Annotated in this window: 14 protein-coding genes; 5 read left to right on the top strand and 9 right to left on the bottom strand. The window is 63.7% G+C overall.

The annotated features are described in order from the left end of the window. Positions 1–107: 107 nt before the first annotated feature. The 4 genes from NR193_RS05105 to NR193_RS05090 all read right to left on the bottom strand — a co-directional run bounded on the left by NR193_RS05105 (position 108) and on the right by NR193_RS05090 (position 4,740). Entirely contained in the window at positions 108–1,100 is a 993-nt protein-coding gene (locus tag NR193_RS05105; protein WP_306279936.1) for a substrate-binding domain-containing protein, read from the bottom strand. Positions 1,101–1,178: 78 nt separating this feature from the next. Continuing rightward, complete coding sequence (locus NR193_RS05100; protein WP_256749766.1) at positions 1,179–2,228, bottom strand: ABC transporter permease; 1,050 nt, start codon at positions 2,226–2,228, stop codon at positions 1,179–1,181. Beyond that, on the bottom strand, positions 2,228–3,745 hold the full coding sequence (locus NR193_RS05095; protein ID WP_256749765.1) for a sugar ABC transporter ATP-binding protein: 1,518 nt from the start codon (positions 3,743–3,745) through the stop codon (positions 2,228–2,230). Before NR193_RS05095 ends, NR193_RS05100 begins: the two co-directional genes overlap by 1 nt. Beyond that, complete coding sequence (locus NR193_RS05090) at positions 3,742–4,740, bottom strand: LacI family DNA-binding transcriptional regulator (RefSeq protein ID WP_375162683.1); 999 nt, start codon at positions 4,738–4,740, stop codon at positions 3,742–3,744. The genes NR193_RS05095 and NR193_RS05090 overlap by 4 nt, the downstream gene beginning before the upstream one ends. A gap of 362 nt (positions 4,741–5,102) precedes the next feature. Between NR193_RS05090 and NR193_RS05085 the strand changes: the two genes are divergently transcribed. Next, a complete protein-coding gene (locus tag NR193_RS05085) occupies positions 5,103–5,936 on the top strand; it encodes an AraC family transcriptional regulator (protein ID WP_256749763.1) in 834 nt (277 codons plus the stop codon). A gap of 94 nt (positions 5,937–6,030) precedes the next feature. On the opposite strand, the gene NR193_RS05080 is transcribed toward NR193_RS05085, so the two are convergent. From NR193_RS05080 to NR193_RS05065, 4 genes are read right to left on the bottom strand one after another with little or no spacing between them, the layout of a single operon-like run. Further along, positions 6,031–6,567 carry an antibiotic biosynthesis monooxygenase family protein gene (locus NR193_RS05080; RefSeq protein WP_256749762.1) on the bottom strand — a complete coding sequence of 179 codons (537 nt, stop codon included), beginning with the start codon at positions 6,565–6,567 and terminating at the stop codon, positions 6,031–6,033. A 31-nt stretch (positions 6,568–6,598) separates the two neighbouring features. After that, complete coding sequence (locus tag NR193_RS05075) at positions 6,599–7,744, bottom strand: alanine racemase (protein WP_256749761.1); 1,146 nt, start codon at positions 7,742–7,744, stop codon at positions 6,599–6,601. Further along, positions 7,741–9,021, bottom strand: coding sequence for a D-arabinono-1,4-lactone oxidase (locus tag NR193_RS05070; RefSeq protein ID WP_256749760.1), 1,281 nt, complete (start codon positions 9,019–9,021; stop codon positions 7,741–7,743). The genes NR193_RS05075 and NR193_RS05070 overlap by 4 nt, the downstream gene beginning before the upstream one ends. Positions 9,022–9,033: 12 nt before the next feature. Next, positions 9,034–10,221: an MFS transporter gene (locus NR193_RS05065; protein ID WP_256749759.1), complete on the bottom strand. Its 1,188-nt coding sequence runs from the start codon at positions 10,219–10,221 to the stop codon at positions 9,034–9,036. A gap of 123 nt (positions 10,222–10,344) precedes the next feature. On the opposite strand from NR193_RS05065, the gene NR193_RS05060 reads away from it, so the two are divergent. Then, positions 10,345–10,971, top strand: a complete 627-nt coding sequence (locus tag NR193_RS05060) for a TetR family transcriptional regulator (protein WP_256749758.1) — start codon at positions 10,345–10,347, stop codon at positions 10,969–10,971. Positions 10,972–10,988: 17 nt separating this feature from the next. Here the strand turns inward: NR193_RS05060 and NR193_RS05055 are convergent, their stop codons facing one another. Next, complete coding sequence (locus tag NR193_RS05055) at positions 10,989–11,840, bottom strand: hypothetical protein (protein ID WP_256749757.1); 852 nt, start codon at positions 11,838–11,840, stop codon at positions 10,989–10,991. Positions 11,841–11,913: 73 nt separating this feature from the next. On the opposite strand from NR193_RS05055, the gene NR193_RS05050 reads away from it, so the two are divergent. From NR193_RS05050 to groL, 3 genes are all read left to right on the top strand, one after another. After that, positions 11,914–12,711 (top strand): class I SAM-dependent methyltransferase, encoded by a 798-nt coding sequence (locus NR193_RS05050; RefSeq protein ID WP_256749756.1) that lies wholly within the window; start codon positions 11,914–11,916, stop codon positions 12,709–12,711. Between the two features lie 238 nt (positions 12,712–12,949). Continuing rightward, positions 12,950–13,246, top strand: a complete 297-nt coding sequence (groES, locus tag NR193_RS05045) for a co-chaperone GroES (protein WP_006203049.1) — start codon at positions 12,950–12,952, stop codon at positions 13,244–13,246. Between the two features lie 61 nt (positions 13,247–13,307). After that, complete coding sequence (gene groL, locus NR193_RS05040) at positions 13,308–14,963, top strand: chaperonin GroEL (RefSeq protein WP_256749755.1); 1,656 nt, start codon at positions 13,308–13,310, stop codon at positions 14,961–14,963. Positions 14,964–15,065 lie beyond the last annotated feature (102 nt).

Here is a 15,065-nt window from a genome sequence, read left to right as displayed (position 1 = left end):
AGCCCCAAGCCTGTCGATGCAGCCGACGACTGGGAACCGCTCGCGAAAGGACCCACAGCGGGTTCGTGTGAACTCCGCCATGGGTCCAAGATGCCGGCAGCCAGGGTCTACTTGCCCATCAGCTGCTTTGCGTTCTCGGCGGTGATTGCCGTGGTCTCGACGGTGACGACGGGCTCGACCGAAGAGGCACAATCGAGCAGGATCTTCTTCGACATCTCGATCGCTTCCTTGGCGCCGGTCGGATAGGTGAAGGTCGCCGCCCAGTCGCCCTTGGCTACCGCCTCGATGCCGCCGGCCGGTCCGGGCAAGCCATCGGTGCCGATGATCTTGACGTCCTTGCCGGCGCCCTTGGCGGCGAGCAGTGCGCCAGCCGCCATCATGTCATTTGAGGCATAGAGCACCTTGATGTCGGGATGCGCCTGCAGCATCGCCGAGAACGCGGTCTGGGCTTTGTCCGGCACCCAGTCCGCCGCCTGCTCGGCGACGACCTGGATCTTGGCATTCTCCTTGACCCCGTCCTTGAAGCCGTTCAGCCGCTCCACTGCCGGCGTCGAGCTCGGCAGACCTTCCAGCACCGCGGCCTCGCCGCCTTCAGGCAGCAAGGTCTTGGCGGTGTATTTGCCGGCCTCGAGCGCGATCTTGTAATTGTCGCCACCGATGAAGGCGGTGTAGTCCTTGCCGGGATCGCCGACCGTCTTGCGGTCGAGTTCGATGACCGGAATGCCGGCATCCATGGCGCGCTTCACCGCCGGCGTCAGCGGTGCCGCCTCGAAGGGCGAGATCAAGAGCAGATCGACCTTCTGGGTGATGAAGTTGTCGACCTGCGACGTCTGCGTGTTGACGTTGCCGGCGCCATCGGCGATCTGCAGCGTGAAGCCCGGCACTTCCTTGGCCGCCGCCGTCAGCTCGTCATTGACGTGCTGGCGATAGGGTTCGGCATTGTTGGCTTGCGAAAAGCCGATGATGAACTGGCCGTCCTTCGCACAGGCCTTGACCATCGGGTCGGCGGCTTGCGCAACGCCTGCCATGCACATACACGTCCCGGCGAGCAGGCCAGCCTGCCAGCTCAGACGCCACGATCCTCTTCGAATGGTTTTCATAACTCACTCTCCTCCTCGTCGGGCCTCAGCAGCCAGACCTTGGTTTCACAGTCTTCCACTTGCGTGCCGCCGACCTCCCTAACGACCCAAACCCTCGCGGCGGCGAACGAGGGATTGGAGTACTGCCGCCAGCACGATGATCGCGGCGGTCGCGAGCAGTTGCAGGGCTGGCGTGATGTTGTTGAGCTGCAGAATGTTGGCCAGCGCTCCCAGCATGATCGTGCCGGCGACGGTGCCGACCATCGAGCCGGCGCCGCCGAACAGGCTGGTGCCGCCGATGACCACGGCGGCGATCGCGGTCAGTTCGTATCCCATGCCGTCATTGGCGCTGCCGAAATTGAACTGCCCGGCATGCACGATGCCGGCGAGCGCGGCGGCAAAGCCGGTGATCGCGTAGACGCTGATCTTGACCATCGACACCGGCACGCCCGAAATGCGTGCCGCCCGCTCGTTGCCGCCGACGGCAAAGACATAGCGGCCGAAGCGCGTGGTGTTGAGCACGATCGTTGCAATCGCGGCAAAGACGATGAAGACGATGGTGGCGACCGGTACGGTGTTGTTGAACAGCCGCTCGCCGAGGATCGCAAACACCGGCGGTGCCAGACCCGGTCCGTCTCCATAGGAAATGTTGATGTACTGGTTGCCCGAGACGACCAGCGCCAGGCCGCGCGCCGCCTGCAGGCCGGCCAGCGTGACGATGAACGGTTCCAGCCGGAAACGGCTGGAGATGGTGCCCTGGATCGTGCCGAAGACGATGCCCATGACGAGCACGGCAAGGATGGTAGGGATAAGCCCGAAGCCGCCGGAGATCATCATCGTCGCGGTGACGACGCTGGACAGCCCCAGCACCGCGCCAACGGAAAGGTCGATGCCGGCGGTGATGATGACGAAGGTCATGCCGATGGCGATGATGCCGGTCTCCGACACCGCGCGCACGATGTTGGCAATGTTGTCGGGGTCGAGGAACAGGATCTCTCCGTGACGGCGCGGAGAGAAGATGACACCGCCGATCGCCACCAGCACCAGGCCGATCAGGCTCTGGAAGCGCACGATCAGCGCCAGCGGATCGCGATGCACCGGTGCGGCGGCCACCGGGCCGCTTGCCTCCGAAATCTTCTGTTCAGACATCAGGCCTCCCTGCCATTTGCCGCGTCAAGCACCGTGTGCTCGTCGACGCCGCCGATGAATTCCGCAACATTGCGCCCCTGGCGCAGCACCACGATCCGGTCGCACAGGCCGATCAGCTCCGGCATCTCGCTGGAGGCGACCAGTATGCCGAGCCCCTGCGCCGCCAGCGCCCGCAGGCGTGCGTAGATCTCGCCCTTGGCGCCGACATCGACGCCGCGCGTCGGCTCGTCGAGCAGCAGCAGCCGGGGATTGCCGAGGATCTCCTTGGCCAGCACCACCTTCTGCTGGTTGCCGCCCGAAAGCGCGCCGACGGCGATGTCTGGATTCTTCGGCCTGATGTCGAACTGGCCGAAGGACTGCTTGACCGCTTCCGCTTGCCGCCACGCCGACATCAGCCCGAAAGGTGAGATGCGAGAGATGACCGACATGACCAGGTTGAGGCCGAGCGCCATGCGCAGCATCAGGCCGCTGCCGCGGCGGTCATCCGTGACGAAGGCAATGCCGGCGGCTCGCGCCGCCTTGATCGAATCCAGCTTGACCGGGCGGCCATCGATGGCGACCTCGCCTTGCCAGCGGCCGGACAGGCCGGTGCCGTAGAGCGCGCTGAGCAGCTCGGTGCGCCCTGCCCCCATGATGCCTGCGAGGCCGACGATCTCGCCCTCATGCACATCGAGCGACACGCCTGTCGGGGCCTGCCATCCGGCGCTTTCGCGCGACAGGTGGAAGGTGGCGTCACGCAAATGCAGCAGCGCCCGGCCGGTTGCTTTGGCGCGCGCTGGAAAGAGCTCGTTGAGCGGACGCCCGACCAGCAGCCTGACCAGTTCGGCCTGCGGCGCGTGCGGCTCGGTGATACCCGCCACCCGCCCATCGCGCATGACCGTCACCCGGTCGGCGATCTGCGGCACCTCCTCCAGGCGATGCGAGATATAGACAATGCCGACGCCGCTGGCGGCGAGCTTGCGCATGACATCGAACAGCCTTTCGACTTCGGCCACCGTCAGCGCTGCCGTCGGCTCGTCCATGATCAGCACACGCGATGCGTAGGACAGCGCCTTGACTATCGCCACCACCTGGCGCTGGCCGATCGACAGGTCGGCTACCAGCCTGGCGGGATCGATGGCGAGTTCGATGGCTTCGAGCCGCTTGCGCGCCTCGCTGCGCATGGCCGGCACATCGAGGAAGCCGCCCGGCCGCATCAGCTCCCGGCCAAGGAAGAGGTTGGCCGCCACGTCGAGCGTCGGCACCAGGTCGAGCTCCTGGAAGATGGTCGCGATGCCGGCAGCTTGCGCCTCACGCGGATTGTTGAAGGCTACCTGTTTGCCGTCGATCTGGATGGTGCCTTCGTCGGGCGTGTAGACGCCCGACAAAAGGTTCATCAACGTCGACTTGCCGGCGCCGTTCTCGCCAAGCAGCGCGTGGATCTCGCCCGCCCTGAGGTCGAAATCGACGCCACGCAGCGCCTGCACGCCGCCGAAGCGCTTGACGGCGCCGGTAACCGAAAGCAGCGGCGCGCTCATGCCGGTCTCCCGCAGGATTCACGGGCATGCAGCGTCGCCTGCAGCCGCACCGCTTGCGGCTTCAGACCACTGGAGGCAATGCGGGCAGACAGCAGTGCCGCGGCCTGCCGGCCGATCTCGGTGCAAGGTTGTGCGACAAGGGTCAGCCGCGGCTCGAAACAATCGGCCCATTCGAAGTCGTCGAAGCCGGCGAGCGAGATGTCCCCCGGTATCGAGAGGCCCCTTTCGCGGATCGCCCGCACCGCTCCGATCGTCGTCATGTTGTTGCCGGTAACCAATGCCGTGGGCGGCGAAGGCAATGACAGAATGGCATGGGTCGATGCCGTTGCGCTCGCCGTGTCGACGTTCTCGGGCGACACATAGTGCGGCAATAAAGCAAGTCCATTGGCCGCCAGCGACGACTGGAACGCCTCGATGCGTTCGCGCGTCGTCGCCAGCCCCGGCTGGCCGACGATGTAGCCGATGCGTTTGTGGCCGAAGGAGGCGACGTGATCGATGAGGGCCCGCATCGACGACTGGTTCTCGACGCCGATCTGGTCGAAGCGATCGTCGGCGAAGCGGTCGATCAGCACGCAGGGCAGCTTCTTCTCGGCCAGATAGTCGATGGCTCGCTGCGGCGCGCCCGATGGCGCCAGAATGACGCCGTCGACCCGCCGCTGATGGAAGGCGCGCACCACCGAAAGCTCGCGGTCTGGATCCTCCTGCGTGTCAGAGAGGAACACCATGAGGCCGAGGCGCGCGCATTCCGCTTCCACCGCGCAGATGATGTCGGTGAAATAGGGATTGGAAATCGCCGAGATCGCCAGGCCAACGCTGTTGGTCGACGCCACTTTCAGCGACCGCGCCAGCTCGTTGGGCTGATAGCCCATCGCTGCAATCGCGTCGTTGACGACCCTGGCCTTGGCAGGCGAGACAAAACGCGTTCGGTTGATGACGTGAGAAACAGTCGACACCGACACTCCAGCGCGGCGTGCGACTTCAGCCATGGTCGGCATTACAACCCGATCGGAGCCCAACGCGCACGCGCTTCTCCCTGTCTTGAGTGTTTCCATTGCGCTCTGTTGATGGCGCATTGGAAGCCACCCTATGGCCATCGAAACGTTTGCGCAATCGCTTCGATGGCTATTTTCGACTGATTTCTTGTCTCAGGCGCCGTTGAGGAGATTCGGATGCGAGGCCCATCGGCGGCGCGAACCGTGATCGCGCGGCCATGCAGCGAGATCGGCTGGCGACAGCTTCGTTTCGATTTGCGAGAGGCGCAATTTCGATCAAACTGACCTCGCAGAAAGGCGGCACCATGGTCTTGCCAACGCGAAGAGCTGCCGGTTCGAAAATTGGGCCAATCAAGAGGAGGCACATGAACCCGACAGAGAAAGCTTTGTGGTTCGTCGAGAGCCATCTGCCGGAGGCGATCTCGCTCGACGACGTCGCCCAAAGCAGCGGCGTGTCGCGGTTTCATGTGACGCGGGCTTTCGGTGCCGCCACCGGTCGTTCGGTGATGGGCTACATGCGCGCGCGCCGGCTGACCGAAGCGGCCCGCAAGCTGGCCGCCGGGGCGCCCGACATCCTGCGCGTCGCGCTCGATGCCGGCTACAACTCGCATGAGGCTTTCACCCGCGCCTTCCGCGATCAGTTCGGCACCACGCCGGAGCTGGTGCGCGCGCAAGGCACGCTCAACAATCTCGACCTCGTGGAGCCGATCCTGATGGACCAGTCCTTTCTTGCCAAGCTCGAACCGCCGCGCTTCGAGACCAGCCGGCCGTTCCTGATCGCCGGCCTCGGCGAACGCTACAGTTGCGAAACCAGCGCCGCCATTCCGATGCAATGGCAGCGCTTTGGCCCCTATATCGGCAACATACCGGGTGAGACCGGCGACGTCGCTTACGGCGTCTGCGTCAACGGCGACGATACCGGCAATTTCGATTACATCGCCGGTGTCGAGGTGATCGACTTTTCCGATCTTCCCAAGGAATTCAGCCGCGTGCGGGTACCGGCGCAGAAATATGCCGTGTTCGCCCATCGCGAGCACATCTCGACCATCCGCCGCACGGTCAACACCATCTGGAACAAATGGCTGCCGGCCTCCGGGCACGAGATAACAGACGCCCCTGAATTCGAACGCTACGGACCCGAATTCGATCCGCGCAGCGGCGATGGCGGGCTGGAGATCTGGATACCGGTCAAGTCATAGATACCGGAACGGATCATGGATACCGAAGCGGATCATGGATACCGGAACGGACCGTGCTTTGGCGTGAGAGCCAAGACACGGTCCGTCACATTACCTACTCCACGGTGAGAGCGACTTCGTACAGGCCAGGATGGGCTTGCCCCAACACCTTGTTGCGATCGAGAAAACCGTTCGCCTGCAGATGCTCTAAGACGCGCCGCATGGCAGCCTGATCCCGCGCCTGCGCGTAGTTGACGACACGCGTCCCGTCGAGACTTCGGTGCAGGCTGGCGGACATCCACCCGGGAATGCCACGGCAACTCGTCGCTGCTTCCCCCAGCAGATCAATCAACGCCTGATGACCGCCCTCGGGCACGGTGAAGACATTGATCTGGGTGATGACGCCGGTATTGGCGCGATGATGGGCATTTTTCTTCTCCTTCGTTGGCGCCTGGCGAACGAAGGGATGCCGAATGGCGAAGACCCCGCACGCCAAGCCGGGCGTGAAGCACGCCCTGGGCTTGCCGTGGGTTCCCATATTGGATGAGAACGGAGCTTCCATCCGGCGGAAGGGAGCGGGCTTACCGTTTGCCGCTCCAAGGTCCTTTTCGACCTTTGTTTCATAACATTGCTCGGGGTGGCCAACAATCACCGCTCATCACGCGCCGCGGCCGATCTGTCGATCACGCCATCGGCAGTGCCGGCCAACGATCGGCGATCCTGCCGCCGGAGAACACGGCGATCGACCCGAACTGCTGCAGCACGGCCTCGCTCTGTGTCGGCCGCAGGAATGCGTAGTCGCCCGGCCTTGCGGTCGCATCCGCCGGCAGGCCCATGAATTGCTGGTTGGAAGACAGGCCGAGCAGGCTGTTCGTCTTCATGCCTGCGGGAAACACCGGCTCGGCCATCCATTTACCGCCGTAGAGGTAGCAGCCCTTGCGCGGAAACCGGCCGAGCGCCTGCAGCAGGCGGGAGACGGCGGGCGGGCCAGGCAGCGTCGGCTCGACCACTTTCAGGATCGGCGTTGCGACGAAGGCCGCCGGCACGAAGCCTTCGAGGCCGGGCGTATCGAAATCGCCGGGCAGCACGAAGGCCGAGCCCATCGACACCTCGTTGGCAACGTCACCGTGGTGAAGCAGCGCGGTCTTGCTGCCGCCGATGTTCAAGATGCGGCGCTGATCGGCGCCAAGGCAGGCAACGAAGGCGGCGGCACGTTTGGACGCTTCAGCCAACGCCTTGGCCGGCCCGCCGAACAGGCCGGGAATGTGCGGCGCATGCGCTTCATAGGCCATGACGCCGTCGCAATGCACCCGTTTGTGGGCCGACAGCGTGCTCAACGCCTTCGACAAGGCCTCCGGTTGCGCGAACCCGCCGCGATGCAGCCCGACATCGATCTCGAAAGCGATGCGCAACTCGATGTCGAGTTCGGCTGCCAGAGCGCCATATTCCGCCAGCCTCTCCTCGCTGTCGATCAGCCAGCAGACGCGCGACCAGTCGGCCGCGCTGTTTGAAAGCACGGCCCTCGCCGCGCCGACAGGCATCGGCTTGCCGTACAGAATGTCCGCGTCGGGAAACGCCTTCAACACGGCTTGCGTGACGGGTGGATGGAAAGTCATGAAGCGGACGGTGCCTAGAGCTTCGCCGATATGCGAAAGCAGGGGCAGGCAGGCGAGCGACTTGTCGACCAGCCGCACGGCAAGATCTGGGTCAAGCCTTGCTTTCACCAGGGTGATGTTGCTGTCCAGCCGGTCGAGATCGAGCAGCAGGCAAGGTTGGAAGATGCCGGCATCCTTCAGCGCATGCGAAAGAGTGGCGAAATACGCGCTCATTGTTCGATGCCGAACAGGCCGGCCATGTAGGGCGATACGAAGCGGTTTCGTGGATCGATGTCGCGGCGCACCGCCATGGCGTCATCCCAGCGCGGATAGAGCTTTTTCAGATCCGCCGCCTTGAGGCTGTGCATCTTGCCCCAGTGCGGCCTGCCGCCATACTTGCGGAAGATCGGCTCGGCCGCGCGCATGAACGGCTGCGGGTCGCTCGCCGCATCGTGGTGGATGGCGATCGAACAGGTGAGTCTTTTGTAGAACGGCGAGAGCCAGAATTCGTCGGGCGCGACGGTGCGCACCTCCATCGGGAAATAGACCTCGGGAAAGTGCCTCTCGGTCAATGCGATGATTTCGGCCAACACCTTCGGCCCTTCCTCGTAGGGCAAGTGATATTCCATCTCGTTGAATTTTGTCTGCCGGTCGCTGGCATAGACGTTGAGCCAGTCCTGCACATAATCCTCGGCCGGCAATTTGGCGATGGCGCCCAGGATCAGCCGGCGGCGCAGCGCCGGCAGCCAGGCAAGCACGGTGCGCAGCCGGCGCAGCGTCCTCAGGCCCGCCTCGTCTTCCTCCGGCGGCCGCGCGGTGGGTGCGGCGTCGCTCAAATCGCTGGCGATGAACTGCGCATAACCGGAGAACGGAATGTAGTAGAATTCGGCCGAGCGATGCGCGGCCATCATCGTTTCGAATTCGCGCAGCATGTCGGCGATCGGCAGCACCCATTTGCGGCGGCGCAGCCGGTAGGTAGCAATGTTGTTCAGAGCCACTTCGCCGAGAATGCCGAAGGCCCCGAGGGCGACGCCGGTGGCGTGGATCATGTCCTGATCCCCTGCCTTGGTGAATTCGCGCAATTTGCCAAGCCCATCGACGATCTGCACCGTCTCCAGTTGCGTGTGATAAGCGCCGAGCGTCGGTCCCGAGCCGTGCGTGGCGGTGCCCAGCGCGCCACCGATCGCCTGGCGGTCGATATCACCCATATTGGGCAGACCCTGGCCAAGGCCTTGCAGGATGTGCATGAGCGGGCCGAGCCGCGTCCCTGCCCGCACGCGCGCTTGATGCTGCCCGGTATCGTGCGACACCAACCCCTCGAATTTCTCCAGCGACAGGATCGTGCCTTCGGATTTGACCAGCGGCGTGAAGGAATGGCCGGCACCGACGACGCGCACGGGGCCGGGTGCATTGCGAATGAGATCACCGAGTTCGCCGGCGTCAGTGGGGCTGGCGATCAGCCGGGGCTTGGCAGTGACATAGCCGGACCAGTTGCTCCAGTTGTTCGGCATGGTGCTCCCCGATCAGGCAACGACGCGGCGACGCCGCGACATGAGAATGAACAGGCCGAGCAGCGCCACGCTGGCGACCGCGCTGGCGGCGGCGAATTCCGGCACCGGCCGGAAATCCTTGCCGTCGATGAGCAGCGACGCGGCGATCGGCCCGATCGCCAGGCCAAAAAGCTGCGCGGCCGGCACCAAAAGCACGGCGGTGCGAGTCTCATCGGCGGTGATCGCCAGTCGGATCTGGTAGGGCACGATGAACAAGAGAATGAAGCCCATGACCAAGGCGGCGACCCAGAATGTCGTGAGACTAGGTCCGCTGGCGAGAATCACGGAGCAGACAAGCGCCACGGCACCGATCGCGGCGATGGCCAGACGATAATCGATGCGCGCCTCGAACACGGTCGCCGTCATCGCGCCCAGAACCTGTGCCGCGAGGCTGGCCGAGACGATCAGGCCGACGGTGCGGCCATCAATACCGAATTGCGCGCCAAGCGGCTCCAGAAACGCCCAGACCGCGCCAAAGAACATGAAGTAGCAGAAGACCGACAGCAAAGCGGTGATCGAAGGAACCGTCACCACATTGGCGAGATTCTCGTCCTTCGGCAGGTCGGCATAGTCAGCGGGAACGATGAAGGCGACCGCCAGCGACGCGACGCAGACAATGGCGAGAACGATGAAACCACCCGCCGATCCGGCGGCGGGGATAACATAGAGTGCCAGCAACAGGGCGAGAGCGCATTGCGCAAGGGTCTGCATGGTGACGAAATAACCGCCGATGCGTTCGGCGCGCCGCGAACGAGCAATCAGCTCGGTGGCGACCGCGACAAGGCCACCCTCGGCAAGGCCGGCCAAGGCGCGTGCCGCCATCAGCGTATTGGCGCCGGCAGCATAGGCCGTCCAGACGTTCGCCAGTGCCAGCAGAAGCAGCAGGGCCGCACTTTTCCAGCGCATCTTGTGGGCCGAGAGCAGCATCGCAACAATCGCCGAGCCGATCGCGATGGCGATCATTTCGGCGGTGGCGACCAACGCCAACTCATCGCCGCTGACATGGCCCTCGGTGTAAAGGGCGCCGAGCAAGACGGGTTGCAGACCGAGAATGAGCAGGCCGACCGACCCGATCCACAGCGCCGAGGCAAGCTGCCCGCTGGTCGGGCTGCCGACCAGCCAATCGCCATCGCCGGTGGATCCGGCATTTGTCGAAGTCAAAGGCGCCTCCCAACGTCCTTGCCGCGCGGCAAAAAAACTGACAATCTGTCAGCATTCTAGAAACTGATACTTGATCATATTTATTGTCAATCAGAATTTGCAATCTCGCGAGAGAACGGGCGCATGGAAGAAGCAAGGCGAACGGCCACCGAACCCCGACGCAGACCCAAGCAGGAGCGCAGCCGCGAGCGCATCGACGCCATCCTGTCGATGACGATGCGGCTGATCGGCGAGAAGGGTATCGACGCCGTCACCATGAAGGAGGTGGGCATGCTGGCGGGCGGGCCGATCGCCACCGTCTATCACTACTTCCCCAACAAGTCGGCGATCCTGGCAATGCTCTATGAGCGGTTTTCAGAGGTCAGCCGCGCGCGATTGACAGCGATCATCGCCGACGTTCGCGAAGCGAAGGACGTGATCGCCGCCGCCGACCGGCTGCTTGACGACTACCACAGCCGGGTCGCCGGCGATCCGGCCATCCAGGATCTGCAGAACGCCATTCAGGCCGACAAGGCGCTCAAGAATCTCGACATCGCCGAAACGCGGCATCAAGCCAAGATGTTCTGCGACCATGTCATCGCCTTGCTGGAACCGGAGAAGCACGAGCAGTTCGAACGCATGGTTCTGCTGATCTTCCAGCTCGCCGGTGCAGTGGTGCGCCTGGCGCTTGCGGAGGGCGAAGCGGCAAGCCGCCGGACCATCGAGGATTACCGGTCGATCATCCACACCCAGTTGCGGCTGTTTCTTTAGAGTATCAGAGTATCCGGCTATCCGGCCCGCCTGATCAGGCCCTCGAAACCGTCCGCCAGATTGGCGGTGCCGGCTGCGACGATCTTCGACAGGTTCCTGGCGCGGCCGGGCGTCTTGTTGGCATCGAGCAACACCGCCCTGCCCCCATGCATGACAAAGTCGAACTTGCCGTAGTCGAAGCCAAGCCGATGGCGCAAGGCGCGCAATTCTTCGGGTACGGGAACAGCCTCTCGGCGGATCGTGTCGTCGCCTTTTACGAGGCGCTGCGGCGAGACATAACGAGTGCAGCGCTCACGATCGCCACAGAATATCCAGAACCGCGCCGCAAAACCGTCAGGCGCCGGTTCGGGAATGAACTTCTCCACGACCAGGTCGGTACGCATAAGCATCTCCGGCGGAACTTCGGCCAAGGAAGCGTGGACTTGGTATTGATCGAATATCCGCACGCCCGGAAAAGGCGCGGCCTTGCCGGCGCGCTCGGCTTGCCGATTGAGCTGCTGCTCGGGTGTCCCCCAATGGTTGAGATTGCTCTTGACGATGACGGGGCCGTCCCAATGGTCACCGTCGTTGAGAACCGCGCCGCTGATCCGACGCTTGGAAATGTCGGCCGCACCAAGATTGAGGCAGAACGGAAACCCGCGCGCATACTCCACATAGTCGGCCGGTGTCACCGTCGCATCGACATGCAGCACCGCGATATCGGCATCATGCCTTGACGAAGGCCCGCGCAGAATCTGTGTCGAGTGGCCACGTCTCTTCAACTCGGCCAGAAGGTCGAACAGCATGTAGGGGCTGTCCTGGCGCAATAGAACGCCTCGCCGGCTCTGGAACCGGTCATACTCATGCGTTATCACGGCAATGCGAGCCATGGCCTCTCCATGCCCATCAGGCAACCAACAGTTTCGAAGGAACCATGCCCCCACATCCCCCAAGCCGTTTTGCATGACAAATCATTGGGATGCAATTCGCCGCCATTGGCAGCTTCTCGGACCACCGCTCTGCCCGCCGCCGGAAGCGGTCGCTACCTATGAGCGCGAGCTCGGTCTGCGATCGCTCGACGTGGTGCTGCTCGGGGTCACGCCGGAACTTGCCGGTCTCGGCAGGACGATGCTGGCGGTCGATGAATCCCCCGCCATGATCTCCGGCATCTGGCCAGGCGACACCGCCACACGCAAGGCTGTGGCCGGCAACTGGCTGGACATGCCGGTTGCAGGAGCAAGCATGGATGCGGTGATCGGCGATGGCTGCCTGTCGGCACTCGGCCTTTCGGTCGCGCGGCGGGCGTTGTTCGCGGAGATCGCGCGCGTGCTCAGGCCTGACGGCCGCGCAGGTCTCCGGCTCTATGCCAGCCCGGAAACGCCGGATGATCCGCGGGCGGTGCGGACGCTTGCCCTTTCAGGCGGCGTCTCGACCTTCCACGCACTCAAATGGCTTGTCGCAATGACAGCCACGGGTGGCGCGCCCGACCACGGCATTCCGGTGCAGGCAATCCTCGGGAGGTTCGACGAATTGTTTCCCGACCGCGACGAGCTTTGCGCGCACACGGGCTGGAACATGCCGACCATCGGCACCATTGACGTCTACAGGAATTCGCCGGCCATCTACAGCTTCGCTCCGGTTGCGACGCTGGTGCATGAAGCAGAGACCTTCTTCGGCGACGTTCGCATCGTGGCGACCGGCACCTATGGACTCGCCGAGCGATGCCCTCTGCTGGTGCTGCGGTCACCCCGGCGCCGATAGAATCCGAATGATGGACAAAATTCCTCGTCGCTCCCAAGCGGCAACCGACGCATTTTGCAACCCGTCACCTGCGCGAACAAAATTTCGCGCGATCGCGCCCTCTCGCGCGCCTTGACTCTCGCAGGCCAGCGGCCTATCTCAGCGCCACGTTAGCACTCGCCCTCGGTGAGTGCTAACCATGTGTCCGGCGCCGCCGGACGGAGGAACTGTTCTCACCGTTCTCATCGAGGAAGAAAAAATGGCAAAGTCGAAGTTCCGCCCGCTTCATGACCGCGTGGTCGTTCGCCGGGTCGAATCCGAATCCAAGACCGCCGGCGGGATCATCATCCCGGATACGGCAAAGGAAAAGCCGCAGGAAGGCGAGATCATCGCTGTCGGTTCCGGCGCTCGTGACGAAGCTGGCAAGCTCGTCCCGCTGGACGTCAAGGCTGGCGACCGCATCCTGTTCGGCAAGTGGTCGGGCACCGAAGTCAAGCTCAATGGCGAAGACCTTCTGATCATGAAGGAATCCGACATCATGGGCATCATCGGCTGATAATCGGCCTCACCGTCAACTGAATTCCGGGCTTACCCCAAGCCCCTGCCAGGAGCTAAAAATGGCTGCTAAAGACGTAAAATTCTCCCGCGACGCCCGTGAGCGCATGCTGCGCGGTGTCAACATCCTCGCCGACGCGGTGAAGGTCACGCTCGGCCCCAAGGGCCGCAACGTCGTCATCGACAAGTCGTTCGGCGCCCCGCGCATCACCAAGGACGGCGTCACCGTCGCCAAGGAAATCGAGCTTGAGGACAAGTTCGAGAACATGGGCGCGCAGATGGTCCGCGAAGTTGCTTCGAAGACCAACGACATCGCCGGCGACGGCACCACGACCGCGACCGTTCTGGCGCAGTCGATCGTCCAGGAAGGCCACAAGGCGGTTGCCGCCGGCATGAACCCGATGGACCTGAAGCGCGGCATCGATCTGGCCGTGACCGAAGTCGTCGCGGCGCTCGGCAAGGCTGCCAAGAAGATCAAGACCTCCGAGGAAGTTGCCCAGGTCGGCACGATCTCGGCCAATGGCGACGAGTCGGTCGGCAAGATGATCGCGGAAGCGATGCAGAAGGTCGGCAACGAAGGCGTCATCACGGTTGAGGAAGCCAAGACCGCCGAGACCGAACTCGAAGTCGTCGAAGGCATGCAGTTCGACCGTGGCTACCTCTCGCCCTACTTCGTCACCAACGCCGACAAGATGGTTGCCGAGCTCGAGGACGTCTACATCCTCCTGCACGAGAAGAAGCTCTCAAACCTGCAGGCCATGTTGCCGGTCCTCGAAGCCGTCGTGCAGACCTCGAAGCCGCTGCTCATCATCTCGGAAGACGTCGAAGGCGAGGCCCTGGCCACGCTGGTCGTCAACAAGCTGCGTGGCGGCCTGAAGATCGCCGCCGTCAAGGCGCCGGGCTTCGGTGATCGCCGCAAGGCCATGCTGGAAGACATCGCCATCCTCACCGGTGGCCAGGTCATCTCGGAAGACCTCGGCATCAAGCTCGAGAACGTCGGCCTCAACATGCTCGGCCGTGCCAAGAAGGTGTCGATCTCCAAGGAGAACACCACCATCGTCGACGGCGCCGGCAAGAAGGCCGAGATCCAGGGCCGCGTTGCCCAGATCAAGCAGCAGATCGAAGAGACCACCTCGGACTACGACAAGGAGAAGCTGCAGGAACGTCTCGCCAAGCTGGCGGGCGGCGTTGCGGTGATCCGCGTCGGCGGTGCGACGGAAGTCGAAGTCAAGGAAAAGAAGGACCGCGTCGATGACGCCCTCAACGCGACCCGCGCGGCCGTGGAAGAAGGCATCGTTGCTGGCGGCGGCGTCGCGCTGCTGCGCGCTTCGGCCAACATCAAGGCCACCGGCGCCAATGCCGACCAGGCTGCTGGCATCAACATCGTGCGCCGCGCGCTGCAGGCTCCGGCCCGCCAGATCGCGTCGAACGCCGGTGCGGAAGCATCGATCGTTGCCGGCAAGATCCTTGAGAACAAGGGCGCGACCTTCGGCTACAACGCCCAGACCGGCGACTATGGTGACATGATCGCCATGGGTATCGTCGATCCGGTCAAGGTTGTCCGCACAGCTCTCCAGGACGCGGCCTCGGTCGCCGGCCTGCTGGTCACCACCGAAGCCATGATCGCGGAGGCTCCGAAGAAGGAGTCGGCTGGCGGCGGCATGCCTGGCGGCATGGGCGGCGGCGGCATGGGCGGCATGGGCGGCATGGACTTCTAAGAAGTCCATAAAGCACGCCCATGAATCCAGGTTGCTCAAGCCCGCAAGCGGGCTTGAGTGGCGGTATGGATTTCTAATCCAGCCTATCTGGCTTATGCATAT

It is taken from the genome of Mesorhizobium sp. Mes31 (assembly GCF_024519675.1).
Lineage (GTDB): Bacteria > Pseudomonadota > Alphaproteobacteria > Rhizobiales > Rhizobiaceae > Mesorhizobium.
This window is presented reverse-complemented; position numbering and strand designations above follow the sequence as displayed.

What these genes read in the sequence shown, in the direction of transcription:
- NR193_RS05105 (WP_306279936.1), bottom strand. Translation starts at nt 1,100, where the DNA reads ATGAAAACCATTCGAAGAGGATCGTGGCGTCTGAGCTGGCAGGCTGGC.
- NR193_RS05100 (WP_256749766.1), bottom strand. Translation starts at nt 2,228, where the DNA reads ATGTCTGAACAGAAGATTTCGGAGGCAAGCGGCCCGGTGGCCGCCGCA.
- NR193_RS05095 (WP_256749765.1), bottom strand. Translation starts at nt 3,745, where the DNA reads ATGAGCGCGCCGCTGCTTTCGGTTACCGGCGCCGTCAAGCGCTTCGGC.
- NR193_RS05090 (WP_375162683.1), bottom strand. Translation starts at nt 4,740, where the DNA reads ATGCCGACCATGGCTGAAGTCGCACGCCGCGCTGGAGTGTCGGTGTCG.
- NR193_RS05085 (WP_256749763.1), top strand. Translation starts at nt 5,103, where the DNA reads ATGAACCCGACAGAGAAAGCTTTGTGGTTCGTCGAGAGCCATCTGCCG.
- NR193_RS05075 (WP_256749761.1), bottom strand. Translation starts at nt 7,744, where the DNA reads ATGAGCGCGTATTTCGCCACTCTTTCGCATGCGCTGAAGGATGCCGGC.
- NR193_RS05070 (WP_256749760.1), bottom strand. Translation starts at nt 9,021, where the DNA reads ATGCCGAACAACTGGAGCAACTGGTCCGGCTATGTCACTGCCAAGCCC.
- NR193_RS05060 (WP_256749758.1), top strand. Translation starts at nt 10,345, where the DNA reads ATGGAAGAAGCAAGGCGAACGGCCACCGAACCCCGACGCAGACCCAAG.
- NR193_RS05055 (WP_256749757.1), bottom strand. Translation starts at nt 11,840, where the DNA reads ATGGCTCGCATTGCCGTGATAACGCATGAGTATGACCGGTTCCAGAGC.
- NR193_RS05050 (WP_256749756.1), top strand. Translation starts at nt 11,914, where the DNA reads ATGACAAATCATTGGGATGCAATTCGCCGCCATTGGCAGCTTCTCGGA.
- groES (WP_006203049.1), top strand. Translation starts at nt 12,950, where the DNA reads ATGGCAAAGTCGAAGTTCCGCCCGCTTCATGACCGCGTGGTCGTTCGC.
- groL (WP_256749755.1), top strand. Translation starts at nt 13,308, where the DNA reads ATGGCTGCTAAAGACGTAAAATTCTCCCGCGACGCCCGTGAGCGCATG.